The following is a 14,929-nucleotide window of genomic DNA, read 5'->3' as shown; positions in this document are numbered from 1 at the left end:
ACTTTGCCCACGTTTCCGCGCTTGGGAGGAGGGGCAGCCGCACCTCCGTCCGACGTCGCTTCTCATAGCGGTTGAAGCGAGCGAAATGTAGCTCGGCGTCTTGTGGTACTGCTGCCAGCCCCAAGTAGGCGTTTGCAGAGAGGCTGGAACCGTTCGACGCTCAGGATTGGCGCTCCGGCGCTCCCCAAGCGGTAGATCCTCACAGTCAATCATCGCTCTTTTGGTACTCGCCGCGACGAGAGGGTTCGACGACCTCAGTCTTGACTCGGAGCCGCCTCGCTCCCTTGCCCTATCCAGATTCGACGGCGGACTTCCCCCCCCCATCGCGAGCAGCGCGTATCGGCCGCCTGTTACTTTGCGTCCGCTTTTAGGGGGGTCGCTGAGGAAGGCCGGTGTCCCGCTCTGATAGAACTCACCGTTCGTAAGTCCGGTCTGGAACACACGCCTCGTCCCACTCCCAGTCCCCGGCAGTGCAGACGTGAGTGCCACTCGTCCGAGTCGGCCTCCGGGTTGATCAATTGCGTCGCTGGCGCTTGAAAGTAGCTGCGCAGATGCCCTGCTTGCGAGGGGCGGGACCTATTGCGAATCAAACCCCCGTAATGTCAGCTTCTGGGAAGTCCTCAAGCACCTGCTAACGGCGGGAATTGGGCGCGCAGCTGCCTGCCTCTCGTAACGTCCGGGCCCCGGAGGATGCCTTCTCATGGGAAAGGCCAGCCCCTGTAAACTGAGGCTGGCCCTGCGACCCGAGATCTTACCGCTCGGAAGTTTGTGATGATAGCTCACAGATCATGGGGAACACCTCAGTACATCACCTGATCTGATGATGCGGAAGCGACGTTCACGAATAAGTTGGCTAGGCTGCGACGGCCTGCCGATCGCGACGCCGACGAGCGGCGAGACCCAGTGCTCCCATCCCGGTCAGGAGCATAGCCCAAGTGCCCGGCTCAGGCACCCCCGACGGCGGGGTGAGGAAGCTGCCGCTACCATTGTAGGTCCCCAGATGAATCTCGCCATTGAGGGTGAAGTTGCGGGCGACGATGCTGCCTTCCAACGCACTGCTGTTAGACACGCTTGCGTTCGGCGCCAGCACGCTCCCGTGGAACCCCTTCAGCGACAGGCTCTGGGCTTCGTTGAAATTCCAGATGACCGCTTGGTTGAGCAGCTTGCTGTTCAGGTTGCCTTGCTCCACAAGATCGGCGCCCAGTACGTTAATGATTGTCGTCACGCCGCTTGGCATGCCGCTGAACAGCGTGTCGAAATTGGCGTTCTGGTTTTCGAACGCTGCCTCCGTCATCGTGAACACCGCGAAGCCCTTGGTCGCGCCCGAATAGTCGAGCGCAGTCGCCGTCGAGGTTATTGTGGCGAGCGACGGCATTGCCGCCAGCAGGTTCGACAGCCCGGTTAGGTTCGCCTGTAGCGAGCCCATCTGCACCTGCAGAGCAGCCGCGACGTCATTCGCGCCGCCAGCTGCGAGGCTGGCGTCCTTCACGGCTCCGTTCAGGCCGCCCACGGCGGTGCCGCCATAGCGCACGCTGTTATTGTTGACGTTGAACGAAGACGTCAGATTACCGCCCGCGACTAGAGCGCCGTTCACGCCGCCCGTCGTGTTAAAATCCATCTCGCCAACATTGCCGCCGATGCGCGCCGTGGTGCCGACGATGCCGTTGGCGCCATTCTGATACCCAGCCTTTAGGCGGAACGGGCCCGTGGCGTTACCCACCACGCTCAGCACGTCGAATGACGAGGGAGCGGCGCCTTGGCTGCTGTTGCCGATGCCAAAATTGGTAAAGTTTGCAGATGCCAGCGTTCCGACGAAGCTGCGGCCTTCAACCTCCTGACCATTGGTGGTCAGCGTGTCGAACACCACGAGGTTGAGTTCGCGCAGTGCCTGGAGGCCAGCGGCCGGGTCCGCTGCGGCGACCGCCGGTGTTGACACGAGTGCAGCGGCGATCGCTGCGATGGAGATAATCCGCATTTAGCCTCCCCTGGAATGGCCGAGTGGCTCCTTCGGAGGATCTCACGCGGCAGCTAGTTCACTTGCGCAGCTAAAAGATTCGCGGGACGACGGACAGATCTCATCATCAGCGAAGATTCTCGTTTCGGCACAGGCACAATGATGCTGGCCGGATGCGCGTGCGCGAAAACACTCCGTCAGCGCCCTCCGCCGCCCCTAGCCGGCAGCGTCTATCGGATATGGGCGGTTTGCGCGCGCGATGTGGTGGAAGATCAACTCGCCATTCACTCCCTAGCGCCGGCTGCTCGCTCTTTTGCGTCCGCTTTCGGGCAAGCCGAGCGACCCGTGCAAGGTCTGAAGTTGGGCGCGCTGCTGCCTGGCGCCCCTGCCCTTCCGCCCTGCCTTCAACTGCGGCCGCTCACGACCAAAATGCGCCGTTGAAGGAACGGGCACGGAGCGGCGGCGTGTTCCAAAACGCGCCGTTCGCCAGACACCTGCTCCTCCGACAGCAAGGTTACTTTCAAGGGCTACTCTGACAAGCCGGCCTTTGCCCGGATGATCCAGCACGCGGCGTTAAATGCCGCATGGCCTTCGACGATAAAGTCGGCAAACGCCGCGTCGAGCTTCGCGATAACGTCTTCACGGAGCGCATCGTCTAGGTGGGGCAGGATCGCGCCAACGCGCCCCATTCGCCGACTGTAGGTAATAAGATCGCCTGCCGTCAGGCTGCATGCCACGTCTGCGGGCGTGATATCGACATCGCGCCACCCCGCAGCGCCCAGGATACGAAAAACGTGGGTGGCACTGGCGAAGGCGAACTGGCCTGGTGCTTCGGGCTTGGCCTCGGGCGCATCCTCCCACCCGAGCAGCGGCCCCGCCGCGCGTTCCGCCGCCGTCATGAAGGGGTTTTCCTCGCGGCCCCGCCATACCACGCAGGTCATCGTGCCGCCGGTGCGCACTGCGGCGCCGATATTCGCGAAGGCGGCGACAGGATCGTCGAAGAACATGACCCCGAAGCGCGACACCACGGCGTCGAATGTACCGGGTGAGAACCGATGGCGCTGCGCATCTCCAGCGATGAAGCGCACGTTATGCGCGCCTGTCGCAAGGGCGCGCTGGCGCGCATGGTCCAGCATCGCCTCCGACACATCGACGGCAGTGCAATGCGCCGACTGCCCCAGCCTGTCAGCCAGTGCCAGCGTAATGGCTCCGGTGCCGCAGCCTATATCGAGCACCGCCTTTGCAGGCTCGGTCGTCACGATATCGACCAGCATCCGCTCGAACGGCAGGAACAGCCGATCGAGCATCGGCTGAAGGTCCACCCAGACGTTTCCACGCTGCTTGTTCCAGCGAAGCCCGCCGCTGTCCTGATCGTGGTCGTGGTTCACTGGCTTATCCTTGATACGGTTGATGATTCGCTGCACGGTGCCACTTCAAGTCAGCTTGAGGTCAAGGATGGGATTGATCGATATTGCTGAGGTCGCGCGCCGTTCCGGCCTCCCGGCCTCGACCTTGCGCTATTACGAACAACAGGGATTGATTGAGTCACTTGGCCGCCGGGGGCTGCGGCGTACATTCGCCGCCGACGTGATCGACCGGCTGTCGCTGATCGCCCTGGGCCGGTCCGCCGGCTTGTCGCTGAGCGAGATTGGCGGGATGCTGAGCCCCGACGGCGAAATTCGGATCGATCGTGGGCTACTCGCGGCGAAGGCGGACGAGATCGATCGCACTATCAGGAAGTTGGAGACGCTTCGCGACGGTCTTCGAAGCGCAGCGCGTTGCCCAGCGCCGAGCCATGCCGAATGTCCTACCTTTCGCAGCCTGCAAGGAGCCGCCCTGGGTTGCTGCCGTGGTCACAGGCAATAGCTCGGCAGGATCAATGTGGCGCGCACCTTCGCGAGCTTCTGCTTCTGCCGGAAGCCGTCATTCGAACTGCCTGCCTCTGATGACGGCTTTGTCCCAGTTCCAGTCTGCTGAAGCGCGGATCTGAGCGTCGGTCATTTGCGTCCGCTTCTGGGAAGATCAATCGCCGCGCTGAATGGCCGAAAGTGGGCGCCGAGCTGCCTGCTCCCTGCCCTTCCCCTCTTTGACCGGTCTCGCCCAAATGCGGTCGTTGGCGACTCGCGCAGGTTCCGCCATGATAAGGCGATGTCGCAGAGATTGAGCCTCACTACCCTCCTCGTCGACGACTATGATCGAGCGATATCCTTTTATGTCGACCAGCTCGGCTTCGAAGTGCGTCAGGACACGCGACTGACAGACGAAAAACGATGGGTTGTTGTAGCGCCGCTAGGTGCAGAGGCGGGCCTCCTACTCGCACAGGCGGCGAACGAGCGGCAGCGCGAAGCAGTTGGCGATCAGAGCGGCGGGCGAGTGTTCCTGTTCCTCGAGACGGACGACTTCGAACGAGACCATTTCGCCTTCACGCAGCGGGGTGTCCGCTTCACCGAGGCGTCTCGCCACGAGCCCTACGGTACGGTGGCAGTGTTCGAAGACGTGTACGGCAATCGTTGGGACTTAATCCAGCTCGCGTTCAACGGCAGCTAACCACCTACTTCCAGCCGCCAGCCGCGGGTGTTCAATGCGAGCCGTTTGCGTCCGCTTTCGGGAAGGTCGATTGGCCTCCTGAATGTCCGAAACTGGGCGCTTACCTGCCTGGCGTCCTGCCCCCGCGTCAGGCCGCTAATCGCCAAAAGCCGACGCGGATCTGGTGATCGACACATCCTGCGGCCAGGAGCGGTAATTAGGCGGGCAGCCTCCGAGCGCGTGTTTGCTGCAGCTGGCGCTGCAAGAGTAAATGGAGCTTGATAAGCTGGGAATGCGGGCTCCCTTTCGTTCGGCAAGCTGCTCCCGCTTTTCCTACGTAGAAGTGCATATCGAGCCCTTCGAATCGAGTAAATGTTTCCGCGGTATGTCCCCTAGTTACGGGGTAAGGGCTCTGCCCCCGTGAGTAATCGGAGCGGTTCCCTCAATTCGGGAGCTTCTCGCTAGCTGTCCATTGAGAGGTAGCATGAATATCGATTGGTTTCGGGCCACCGCCCCCATCCGCCTCAAGCTCCAGATCGCACGCAATGTGCTGCTCGCGGCGATGGTAGTGATTGCACTAACCGCGCTATTCCTTCCAACTACCGTAGCCGCGCCGATAATTGTGTTGTTGATATTTGGCGTCCAGATTCAAATGCGCCGCTACAGTAGTGCCATCGCTGATCCGTATGTATCGACCGTTGTGCGGATGGAAGGTCTCGCCGCAGGCGACCTCACCAGCCCAATTGAGTACACGGATTACAAAGATTGCGTCGGGCGGATGACGACGGCGATGCACGCCTTCCGCGATGCCGCTATCGAGCAGAAGCGGCGCGCGGAAGAACAGCAAGTCGCTGTAAGCAGCCTCAGCGCAAGCCTTGACCGTCTCACCCAGGGCGACCTCACTGCTGAAATCGGTGATGATTTCCCAGCCAGCCGTGCAGAGCTCCGCACCAACTTCAACACCGCGCTCGCCTCCCTGCGTCAGCTTGTAGGCTCCGTGATGGAGACCTCCACGACGATCCAGACCGGCTCGAATGAGATTGCGCAAGCCTCCGAAGACCTGGCGCGACGCACCGAAGCGAATGCCGCAAGCCTTGAGGAGACGACCGCCGCGGTCACCCAGATGGACGCGCGTCTGAAGGCCACGGCGGCGTCCGCAGGACGTACCGTCGAGCGCGCGGATGGGGCGATGTCGACAGTCTGCGGCGGCCGCTCGATTGCCGAAGAAGCCGTGCGGGCAATGAGTCGGGTCGCCGATGGTGCCAAGGGCATCGACAGCGTCATCGAGGGCCTCGATAAAATCGCTTTCCAAACCCGCGTTCTCGCAATGAACGCCGCCGTCGAGGCGGGGCGCGCCGGCGAGGCGGGCCGAGGCTTCGCAGTTGTTGCGGATCTTGTGTCCGCGCTCGCCATGCGCTCCGAAGAAGAAGCGGCGCGAGCTCGCGACCAGCTCACCGCAACCCAGACCGACATCGTTGCCGCGGTGGGAATGGTCCAGAAGGTGGACCATGCTCTCGCCGACATCTCCGGCGATGTCGGTGAAGTCCATCAGCTTTTGGGGATGATGGCAGCCGACAACCAGGCGCAGTCGATTGCCATCAGCGAGATTTCAATCGCGATAGGAACAATGGATCGGTCTACACAGCAGAACGCTGCGATGGTGGAGCAGACTTCTGCGGCAGCTCGCAATCTGACCGGCGAGGTTGCCGCGCTTGCAGAACGAGCCGCACAGTTTCAAGTCGGCACCGGTCCGCGCTCGTCGATCGTCAGACCTAACAAGGCCAAAGTCGGCGGACCCGTTAAGCCACTACCGGCAGCGGCGGTCTCAGCGCTGAAACGAAGCCCGGCATTCGACGATTGGGCATCATTCTAAACGCAAAAAAGACGCAGCTTTGAGCTCTTGACGCACCTCCTACGACGAGCGGCGCGAACACCTCGTTGTCAGTCGGTCTTTTCGGAACTCTACATCGGCCTAGGAGAAAAGTATCAAGGGCCGCCTTTCCGCTTCGGAGGCAGGAGCTGCCGGTCCGCTGCCGCCCCACTACCGGTCCTTGGCGAGGTGGATCTGCGTGCCGTTCGCCCGGGTCCTCTTGTGGGTTGATCAGCCGCCTTGCGTGGCCGTCTGAGAGCAGGTGCGCAGCTGGGTGGCCTCCTCCCCTGCCGGTGCGTCGGGACCTACTGCGAATCAGGATCGGGCCATGTCCGCTTCTGGGAAGCCGTCGAGCACCTTCTAACGGCCGGAAGTGGGCGCCGAGCTGCCCAGTGCCCCTGCCGTTAAGCCCGCGGCCGGTATCCCACAAGCGGACGTGACGCTGATAAGACTGGAAGCTAGACGCTTACTATGAGTGCACCGTTCTACTCGCTGCTTCCTTGGCTCGACATGGCTGGCCTATCCGTCTTTGCCGCCTCTGGGGCGCTTGCCGGAGCCCGCAAACGTTTGGACTTTGTAGGGGCTTGTTTCTTCGCCCTGATCACCGCGACGGGCGGAGGCACGCTGCGCGATGTACTTATCGGAGCCCCCATCTTTTGGATGCACGAGCCTGCACCTGTTCTCCTCTGTGTGGCCGTCGGGGTAGCGGCTTGGTTGGTTCCGCTGCGCTGGTGGCCTGAACGCGGGTTAGAATGGCTAGATGCAGTCGGGCTTGCGGCTTACGCGGTATATGGAGCGGGGAAAGCGTTGGCCTACGGCATCAATCCAGCTCCCGCCGTGGCCGCCGGAGTAATCACAGGCTGTGTTGGTGGTATCATTCGTGACATCACCGCTGGCGTGCCTTCTGTCCTCATGCGCCACGAGCTGTACGTCACCGCAGCTTTGAGTGGCGCGGGACTTTTCGTGGCGCTGTCGGTCTTAGGCATGCCCGCGCCGTGGCCTGCAGCCCTCGCCACCACACTCGGATTCGCGCTTCGGGGCGCGGCGATAAGGTGGACAATCAGCTTGCCACCTCATCGAGGCAGCTAGCGCAGTTTCCCACCACATTTTGCCACCCGCAGGGGCCGGTGAGTTCGGCACTGCCGCATCCGCTTTTGCGGAGGACAATCAGCCTCCTGAACGTCCTGAAGTGGGCGCGCTTCTGCATGATGGTCCGTACCTCGCGCTATGTGGGTGAGATCCGCATCAGGAAGCCTGATGCAATTCGGACATGACTGAGGACTTGTAACGGGAGAAACTGCAACGTACGTCAATCTAATACCAATACGATACCGGAGATAGAAATGGCAGCGCCTAAGGTTGAACTCACGGCATCGGCTCTGTTGCTGGTAGCCACTGCGCTCGCCTCACCCAACGCTCTGGCAGAACCAACGGTTCTTCCTGCCATCTTCCCCGCCCCCGTTTCGATCGCGCTGGAGCAAGGCCGTGTGACGTTAGGGAGCGAAGTCGTGCTCGTCGTCGGGTCAGGCGTCGAGCCGGGGATCGTGCAGGTCGTGAGAGCGACACTCGCCAACGCGGGCGTTCGCACTGTCCAAATGGCGCGTCGGGTGCCCGCGAATTTGGATCGTCCACATCTTTTGCTGAGCGTAGGCGACAGCGGAGCTGTCCGCGAGGCGCTGGGCCCCAGCGGCGTCACACTTGATGCAAACGCGGAAGGATACACCATCGTGGTGCGAGCGCAGGGCGCGGGCGGCCTGATAACGCTCGCTGGGCGCGACAGCGACGGCCTGTTCCATGCGGCTCAAACCTTCCGGCAGCTCGCGCAGCGAGGCACCATACCGGCACTCGTTTTGCAAGATCATCCCTCTATGCCGGTCCGCGGTACCATTGAAGGCTTCTACGGCGCGCCTTGGACGATGGCCGATCGCACCAAACACCTCGACTTCCTAGGGACCATGAAGGCGAACACGTACGTGTACAGCCCCAAGGACGATCCCTATGCTCGGGCCCGGTGGCGGGATCCCTACCCCGCTGAAACGCTAAAGGCCCTAAGCACGCTGGCAACGACAGCTCGGCGCAATCATGTCGACTTCGTGTATGCGATCTCGCCCGGGCCAACGGTGTGCTTCTCCGACCCGGCCGACGCACAGGCGCTCGAGCGCAAGTTCGACGCGTTGCGCGCTATTGGCATTCGCGACTTTTACGTCGCGCTGGACGACATCGAGTACAAGAAGTGGAACTGCGACCGCGACGCTACGGCGTTCGGGCCTTCGAGCGCTGAAGCGGCCGGTGTTGCTCAGTCGCAGCTTTTGAACGTGGTGCAAGCCGACCTCGTCGCGAAAGACCGCACAGCGCGCCCGCTAATTGTGGTGCCGACCGAATATTTTGACGCGAAGGAGAGCCCTTACAAGGCGGCGCTTCGCAAACACCTAGATCCGAGAGTGGTTGTGCAATGGACCGGCACCGATGTGGTGCCGCCTGCAATCTCGGTGCCGGATGCCAAGGCAGCAACCAAGGCATTCGGCCGTAAAACTCTGCTTTGGGACAATTATCCGGTCAATGATTACGCCCAGACGACCGGTCGACTGCTTATGGCGCCTTATGTGCAGCGCGAGCCCGGGCTTTCGGGCGAGCTGACCGGGGTACTTTCCAATCCGATGAACCAGGAGGCACCTAGCCGCGTCGCGGTGGCGGGAGTCGTCGCGTTCGCCTGGAATGACAAAGGCTACGATGCTCAGCGCACCTGGCACGCTGCCGCCCGTGATCTGGCCGGAGGCGATGCCCAGGCGACCGAGGCGCTGCTCAGCTTATTCGACACCCAGCACCTTGCTCCGACGTTTGGGACGCAAGCCTGGCAGGAACAGGCGCCGCAAATGCGCACGCTGCTCGACGGCGTACGCGAGACGATCTCCGAAGGCGATGCCTTAGGGCGCCAGGCAGCGCTCGCAAGCTTAGCAAGGCAGGCAGACGCCCTTGCGGGTGCATCAGACCTTATTCGTGCCGGCACCGTTGATCCCAGCTTTGTCGAGCAGTCGCGCCCTTGGCTCGACGCCTTGCAGCTCTGGGGACGGGCGCTTCAGCAGACCGCCGCAGGGCTGCGGGCAGCTGACCAGCAAAGCGAAGCAGCCGGACGCTATTTTGCTCAGGCGAAGGCGCTTGCTGGGCAAGCGGCAGCGGTGCAGAGCATACCAGGTGCCACCCGCTTCAGCGGTCCGATCAAGATCGCTGATGGCGTGCTCGATCGCTTCATCAAGGATGCTCCGACCCTCATCAGCTGGGAACGGGCAGTTCCTACTGAGCGCTGAGCGAACCAGCCTCTCGCAAGGTCCGATTTTGCGGAGCGCCCAACGCCTTTTGATGGCCGAAAGTGGGCGCGCAGCTGCCTGCTGCCCTTGCCCGGCGGGAAGGGGTAGCTGTACTCTTACCTAGTGGCATTCTCATAAAGTTGCCATCTAGGCCGCGTACGCCGACCTTGTTCGGGAGGAAAGAATGGTACGTTCAGAGTTGGTTAGCTGTCTGCTTCAGGAGAACGTGAGTCTCTCGGTCGCGGAGGTAGAGCACATCGTATCTGTCTTCTTCGATGAGATCGTGGGCCAGCTTCACCGTGGCGGTCGTGTGGAACTGCGAGGCTTCGGCGCCTTCTCTGCTCGTAGCCGAGATGCCCGGATCGGGAGAAATCCGCGTACGGGAGCATCCATCGCGGTGCGGCCGACGAGCGTGCCGTACTTCAAGCCCGGTAAGGACATAAGGCAGCGGCTGAACGCGTAATCGCTTCCGGCGAGCTTGCTGATCCTGCCTGCCCTCGGCCGCAGTCATCGCTGATCGTTAGGCCGGGCAGCGATCAGATCGCTCACGGCAACCAGGCCGGCTCGAATGCTAGCCGTCGGAGCGGCAAAGGCGATAAAGACTGGAGCTTCGGCACGTCCGCCAACTTGATCCTGTGATCGCTGCGAGCAATCAGCCCCTCCCGCTCCATGTCTCGGATCGTCCGGTTTACATGCACCGATGTCAGCCCGAGAAGGTCGCCCAGCATTTCTTGCGTAAGCGGCAGGTCGAAGGCGTCATGCTCCACCAGCCCGAGCGGTGAAAGCCTTGCGCGAAGGTCCAGTAGAACCCTGCTCAAGCGCGCCCTTGCTGATGCGTGGCCGACTGCCGCGAGCATGTCCATGAGACTTAACCGCTCGATCTGAACCGCCATGGTGAACAGGGCGGCGACGCGAGGGGCACGCGTGTAGAGGTCGCGGAATCGAGCGTAGGGCACGAACGCGGTCACCGCGTCCGTGATACACGTCAAGGTGTCTGCGGCTGACTGGAGGGCCATACTTGGAGTCCCCAAGATGTCCCCTGGCAGATGCACTTTCTGGATTAGCCTCTTGCCGCTGCGGAGCACGATCGAGGACGATATCCACCCGGCATTGTGGAGATGGAAGCCACTGAGTTGGTCCCCTTCTCGCTGGAAGGTTTCTCCGCGTCGCCTCATGGTCTCAATGGGCCCGAGCTCACGGAGAGCAAGCTCCTCTTTGTCAGTCAGTTCGGCTAACGCCCTGTACCTGTGGATCGGGTATGCCACCGCCAAATGCCTGCTCGATCTTCGTAGGGACCAAAGCCCCACCAACCTCCATAAATCCTACTGCGCAAGGAGACCGCGCGTGTCTAGGTGCAGAGCGCACTTCAAGAGGTGCACACCGGCGCGACATTCTTTGCCAGGTCAGCCAGTAGCTGATGTGCTTAGACTAACCTAAGCCAGCTGGGTCGCCCCTTAAAGCTCGCGTCGTTGTCGTTCGCCGCTGCGAACAGCCAAGTGGGAAGCCGTTTACCGAAGTGATCGAGGTCGACGATGTCCATCGCTGTGCCGCTTCTTAGGAAAAGGATCGGCTTAGATGAGAATGGTTAACAGGATGCGACGGGCGCTCTGCTTGAGGGCCAGCACTCCTAGATGTTGAGCGAAGCGCGAGCAGTTGCCCAAGGCATATTCGCCTTGTCCAGGAAGTGCGACAGAGCTTCGGTCGGCAGGAAGCGTGCCTGCAACAGCTTGCCTCCCCCCTCCCCTGCCAGCGGCTAGGAAATAGGCTGATCATCGGCAACGGGTGCATTTTGGGTATACCCTCAGGGCATCGGCCCACGCTGGTTCATTTAGTGTCTGAAAACGGGGTATAAAAACACCGCCCGATTGCGTGGCCGGTCCGCTTGGGGTCTTACGCCAAGAGGACCATACGGCACCCATCCAAACGGCACCTCTGTCGCTCGAGGAGAGGCGACCAGTTCTGAAAGTGCCATGGTTGCGGCGATATCTTGATGGGGCGACTAGGCACAGTCTGCGCAGACATTCGCGATCTACTGCACCGAAAACACCTGTTTGTCGTGCATTCGTAACGACAACTAGGCTTTCCCTCATCCTGCGCATGCAGGGGCTGCCGCTGATACTTTTCTGCCGTTCTCCACAGAGTTCTCAATCGGCGGCTTCATGCGCAAGCGGACACTCGACCTAACTGATAAGCTGGATGTCGGCTTGGTCCACAAGCCTAGCGACCGGCCGATGCTATGCATTGCTCGCGTCCCCCGTAATTTGGCCATCAAGCTCAGCATCGGCTCGCCATGTAGTCACGGTCAACGGACCGCGGGCAGCCGTGAAACTGCCTGTGGAAGGGGCGCTTCTCGTAGAGTCGATTTCAACACCTATAGACGAACACTATCTCGCCCAACGCGGTGGCCGCACGTTTCTCCGTGCACGCCACCCGCATGCGATGTCTCGGAGCGGGTGGGAGCTTGGCCGAAGTTATGGCACCTTGAAGGTGGTGGTCGTCATATTATGGACGGTACGTACAGCGCCGCCTGCCAGTACGGCTTCGCCATCCTCCTTGACCGCTGCAGACAGGATGTAGCGACCCCGCGCTTGAATCGGCACTTCGACCACGCCTTGCGCATTGGTGACAAGCACCTTGGATATCCTGTCCGGGGTGATCACTATCACTTTACTGCCGGCAACCGGCTTGCCATGACGGACGAGCTGGAACCGGCTAGAGTTGGAAGCGACTGGCGCAATCTCGAACGGGAGTTGCGTGGCGACTTCGGTTCGACCGGCGCGGGCATAATAGACCACGCCTTCCTTGGCGCCGTCGGCGCCCCAGGGCTTGAACACATCGTTGTCCCAGACGCGAATGTCGCCAGCTGGTACCACCGCCTCGATGTACCCGGCCTTGCGGACCAGAGTGGGGTGGTTCACCTTCAGGATCCGGGGCGCCTTCAAGTTCGCGAACTCGGGATCGCCGCCTTCCGGTGCCGCTTCCGCCGGCTCGCCAAGATAGATCCGCACCGGGCCGGTGCCATCGCGCTCCACCCACACTTCATGCGCCTGCGCGGCGCCGGCCATCGCCGCGAGCAGCACGGCCGTCAAAGCCATTTTCATGGTCATCACTCCCTTGCCTTAGGTGCTGAAGATGTTGGTTGCGGCCAGAAATTCACGGCGAGAAACACCAGCGCAGCGGCAAGCATCACCGAGCCGCTCCACAACACCGGCCCAAAAACTGCGCCTCCGCTCAGGCAGGCGAGCGGCAACGCTGCGGACAACGCGGTCCATGCCGCCGCCCGCAGCCGCCGTTGTCGTGCCGGCGTAGCCCGCCCGCTCAGAAAACGCTGGTGATGTTCCTGCGTCGCCAGCGCGAGGAGCGTAAAGCCGCCGACGGACAGTAACAAGGCGAACAGGCTCATTCTGCGGGCTCCAGTGCGGGCTCGGCCGAGGTTGCGGCTCGACGTCCGCGGGACGCGGGCCGGGCAATCGGGCGATGGCGCGTAACGCGTATCCCAAGCGCGAGGTATGTTGCGCCGAACGCGAGCATAGCCAGATCGATACCGGCCAGCATCGCGTCGCCGCGCGAGAGGGTTGCAGGCAGCCCAGCCGGGGTGGCGAGCAGGTTATATGCCGGGAGAAGCGCCAGCAGCGCGCCGGTTGCCGCGAACAGCGCCGGCCAGACCTGTTGCGGCCGACGCAGAAGGGCCAGCAGCGCGGCGGCCGCCCAGGCGAGGAACAGGCAATGGACTTCCCACTCCGCCCTCGCCTGCATCCCCACCGGCAGCAGTCGGTTCGCCCAGAACATGCAGGCTATTCCGAGCGGAAAGCCGCCGATCGTCGCCACATTCAGCCGCTCAACCATGCGAAAGCCAAAATGCGGGCGCTGCGGATCGGGCAGCTTCTCGCGCCGCTTGACCGTCCATAAGACGAGGCCGCTAGCCACCATCACCGATCCCGCGACACCGCACAGGAAATAGATCCAGCGCAGCCAGCCGTCGGCAAAGCGGCCGGCGTGCAGCCCGACCATCGCCCCCGCCGTCACAGCTGCGGCACCAGGCGCAGGCGATTGCCAGACGCGCTGGCCCGTGCTGCCGTCATAGGCCAGCATCGGCGTCCGCGCGGAAAGCAGCGAGCCCGGATGCTGACTAACGAGCACGCGCGCGGCGGCATTCCCTGGATTGCGCACTTCGAAATAGCCGAGCGGCGACCCCAGCCGCCGTTGCGCATCGCGCGCGATGATCCGTAGATCTACCAGCGGCGCGGGGCGTGCAGCGGGCTGGGTTTCGGCAGGTTGGGGGAAGATCGTCTCGCTGAACTTCGTGGTGTCGGCATAGTTGGCGACCACCGCCCAGGGCATCAACATCGCCATCAGCGTGACCAGGCCGGTATAGGTGATCATCAGGTGGAATGGCAGGCCGAGCACCGCCGTGGCGTTATGGCCATCGAGCCAGGAGCGCTGGCCCTTGCCACGCCGCAACGTGAAGAAATCCTTGAAGATCTTCTTGTGCGTGACGATGCCGCTGATGATCGCCACCAGCATCATCATCGCCGCGAAACCGACGATCCAGCGCGCCCAGACCACCGGCATATAGTGGAGATCGAAATGGAAGCGGTAAAAGAACTCCCCGCCCCGCGTCTGGCGCGCGACAGCGGGTTCGCCGTCCGCCCCGATCAGCGCCTGGTTCTCGCGCCGGCCCCGTCGCCGCGGCGGCTCGCCCCTTTTTGGCTGGGGCACCCAGAATAGCTGGGCCCGGGGTGCCGCCGGGTCCGGCATGGCGATGAACCAGCTTCTGGCGCCGGGCGCCTTGTGCTCTAGGAAGCGCTGCGCGCCCGCCAGCACCTGCGCCGGCTGCTCGATGCGGGCCAGCTCGGGCCGCATCCACCGGTTCAGCCCCTCTCGGTAGAAGGCGATGGTCCCGGCCACGAACACCAGGAACAATACCCACCCGAGCAACAGGCCCGACCAGGTGTGGAGAAACGCCTGCGACTGGCGGAAGCCCTTGTTCATAGTCGCCCCGTCATGCTGATCGAAGCCCAGCCGATCGCCGAAGCAACGGCGCCAACGAGGCACAGGGTCCACAAAGCCCGCCAACCGCTACGGGCGGCGAACGCCCATACCGCCGCCGCTGCGCACAGGACGAGCGCCAGCAGCGTTGCAGTGACGCTCGCCTCCGATCGCGTGCCCGGAAGGATCCGGGCAAGCGCGATCGCCCAGAGGCTCGCCACCGCATAGCCGAGCGGGATCGCGGCAATCACGCGCAGCACCATGTCCCCCCGCCGCCGCCAGGGA

At 62.6% G+C, this 14,929-nt stretch carries 12 protein-coding genes and 1 pseudogene; 6 read left to right on the top strand and 7 right to left on the bottom strand.

What is annotated here, in order from left to right; genetic code table 11:
- Positions 1–853: 853 nt before the first annotated feature.
- Both ABIC35_RS19495 and ABIC35_RS19490 read right to left on the bottom strand, forming a co-directional pair.
- Entirely contained in the window at positions 854–1,975 is a 1,122-nt protein-coding gene (locus tag ABIC35_RS19495) for a collagen-binding domain-containing protein (protein ID WP_121079771.1), read from the bottom strand.
- A gap of 506 nt (positions 1,976–2,481) precedes the next feature.
- Positions 2,482–3,378, bottom strand: a complete 897-nt coding sequence (locus ABIC35_RS19490) for a class I SAM-dependent methyltransferase (RefSeq protein ID WP_220667401.1) — start codon at positions 3,376–3,378, stop codon at positions 2,482–2,484.
- Positions 3,379–3,409: 31 nt separating this feature from the next.
- Between ABIC35_RS19490 and ABIC35_RS19485 the strand changes: the two genes are divergently transcribed.
- The 6 genes and pseudogenes from ABIC35_RS19485 to ABIC35_RS19460 form a co-directional block, all read left to right on the top strand.
- Positions 3,410–3,820 carry a helix-turn-helix domain-containing protein gene (locus tag ABIC35_RS19485; RefSeq protein ID WP_121079773.1) on the top strand — a complete coding sequence of 137 codons (411 nt, stop codon included), beginning with the start codon at positions 3,410–3,412 and terminating at the stop codon, positions 3,818–3,820.
- A gap of 282 nt (positions 3,821–4,102) precedes the next feature.
- Positions 4,103–4,501 carry a VOC family protein gene (locus ABIC35_RS19480; protein ID WP_121079775.1) on the top strand — a complete coding sequence of 133 codons (399 nt, stop codon included), beginning with the start codon at positions 4,103–4,105 and terminating at the stop codon, positions 4,499–4,501.
- A 463-nt stretch (positions 4,502–4,964) separates the two neighbouring features.
- Complete coding sequence (locus ABIC35_RS19475; protein WP_121079777.1) at positions 4,965–6,353, top strand: methyl-accepting chemotaxis protein; 1,389 nt, start codon at positions 4,965–4,967, stop codon at positions 6,351–6,353.
- A 468-nt stretch (positions 6,354–6,821) separates the two neighbouring features.
- Positions 6,822–7,439: a trimeric intracellular cation channel family protein gene (locus tag ABIC35_RS19470; RefSeq protein WP_121079779.1), complete on the top strand. Its 618-nt coding sequence runs from the start codon at positions 6,822–6,824 to the stop codon at positions 7,437–7,439.
- Between the two features lie 254 nt (positions 7,440–7,693).
- Positions 7,694–9,655: a beta-N-acetylhexosaminidase family protein gene (locus ABIC35_RS19465; protein ID WP_121079781.1), complete on the top strand. Its 1,962-nt coding sequence runs from the start codon at positions 7,694–7,696 to the stop codon at positions 9,653–9,655.
- 166 nt (positions 9,656–9,821) lie between these two features.
- Positions 9,822–10,118, top strand: a pseudogene (locus ABIC35_RS19460) (HU family DNA-binding protein); the annotation flags it as partial.
- A gap of 82 nt (positions 10,119–10,200) precedes the next feature.
- Here the strand turns inward: ABIC35_RS19460 and ABIC35_RS19455 are convergent.
- The 5 genes from ABIC35_RS19455 to ABIC35_RS19435 all read right to left on the bottom strand — a co-directional run bounded on the left by ABIC35_RS19455 (position 10,201) and on the right by ABIC35_RS19435 (position 14,907).
- Entirely contained in the window at positions 10,201–10,830 is a 630-nt protein-coding gene (locus ABIC35_RS19455; RefSeq protein ID WP_121079955.1) for a Crp/Fnr family transcriptional regulator, read from the bottom strand.
- A gap of 1,296 nt (positions 10,831–12,126) precedes the next feature.
- On the bottom strand, positions 12,127–12,762 hold the full coding sequence (locus ABIC35_RS19450) for a DUF4198 domain-containing protein (protein ID WP_354278563.1): 636 nt from the start codon (positions 12,760–12,762) through the stop codon (positions 12,127–12,129).
- The gene (locus ABIC35_RS19445) at positions 12,762–13,058 is read right to left on the bottom strand and encodes a DUF3325 family protein (RefSeq protein WP_121079785.1); all 297 of its coding nucleotides are present in this window, start codon (positions 13,056–13,058) and stop codon (positions 12,762–12,764) included. The genes ABIC35_RS19450 and ABIC35_RS19445 overlap by 1 nt, the downstream gene beginning before the upstream one ends.
- Positions 13,055–14,647: a PepSY-associated TM helix domain-containing protein gene (locus ABIC35_RS19440; protein WP_121079787.1), complete on the bottom strand. Its 1,593-nt coding sequence runs from the start codon at positions 14,645–14,647 to the stop codon at positions 13,055–13,057. Before ABIC35_RS19440 ends, ABIC35_RS19445 begins: the two co-directional genes overlap by 4 nt.
- The gene (locus ABIC35_RS19435; protein WP_121079789.1) at positions 14,644–14,907 is read right to left on the bottom strand and encodes a hypothetical protein; all 264 of its coding nucleotides are present in this window, start codon (positions 14,905–14,907) and stop codon (positions 14,644–14,646) included. Before ABIC35_RS19435 ends, ABIC35_RS19440 begins: the two co-directional genes overlap by 4 nt.
- Between the last annotated feature and the right edge of the window lie 22 nt (positions 14,908–14,929).

The organism is Sphingomonas trueperi (genome assembly GCF_040545965.1).
Classification (GTDB): domain Bacteria; phylum Pseudomonadota; class Alphaproteobacteria; order Sphingomonadales; family Sphingomonadaceae; genus Sphingomonas; species Sphingomonas trueperi_C.
Note: the sequence above shows the minus strand (reverse complement) of the source record. Positions and strands in the feature narration are given on the sequence as shown.

Bases quoted from the DNA above. Each gene is read 5' to 3' on its own strand.
- ABIC35_RS19450 (WP_354278563.1), bottom strand. From the start codon at position 12,762: ATGACCATGAAAATGGCTTTGACGGCCGTGCTGCTCGCGGCGATGGCC.
- ABIC35_RS19475 (WP_121079777.1), top strand. From the start codon at position 4,965: ATGAATATCGATTGGTTTCGGGCCACCGCCCCCATCCGCCTCAAGCTC.
- ABIC35_RS19480 (WP_121079775.1), top strand. From the start codon at position 4,103: ATGTCGCAGAGATTGAGCCTCACTACCCTCCTCGTCGACGACTATGAT.
- ABIC35_RS19495 (WP_121079771.1), bottom strand. From the start codon at position 1,975: ATGCGGATTATCTCCATCGCAGCGATCGCCGCTGCACTCGTGTCAACA.
- ABIC35_RS19455 (WP_121079955.1), bottom strand. From the start codon at position 10,830: ATGAGGCGACGCGGAGAAACCTTCCAGCGAGAAGGGGACCAACTCAGT.
- ABIC35_RS19435 (WP_121079789.1), bottom strand. From the start codon at position 14,907: ATGGTGCTGCGCGTGATTGCCGCGATCCCGCTCGGCTATGCGGTGGCG.
- ABIC35_RS19465 (WP_121079781.1), top strand. From the start codon at position 7,694: ATGGCAGCGCCTAAGGTTGAACTCACGGCATCGGCTCTGTTGCTGGTA.
- ABIC35_RS19485 (WP_121079773.1), top strand. From the start codon at position 3,410: ATGGGATTGATCGATATTGCTGAGGTCGCGCGCCGTTCCGGCCTCCCG.
- ABIC35_RS19470 (WP_121079779.1), top strand. From the start codon at position 6,822: ATGAGTGCACCGTTCTACTCGCTGCTTCCTTGGCTCGACATGGCTGGC.
- ABIC35_RS19445 (WP_121079785.1), bottom strand. From the start codon at position 13,058: ATGAGCCTGTTCGCCTTGTTACTGTCCGTCGGCGGCTTTACGCTCCTC.
- ABIC35_RS19440 (WP_121079787.1), bottom strand. From the start codon at position 14,647: ATGAACAAGGGCTTCCGCCAGTCGCAGGCGTTTCTCCACACCTGGTCG.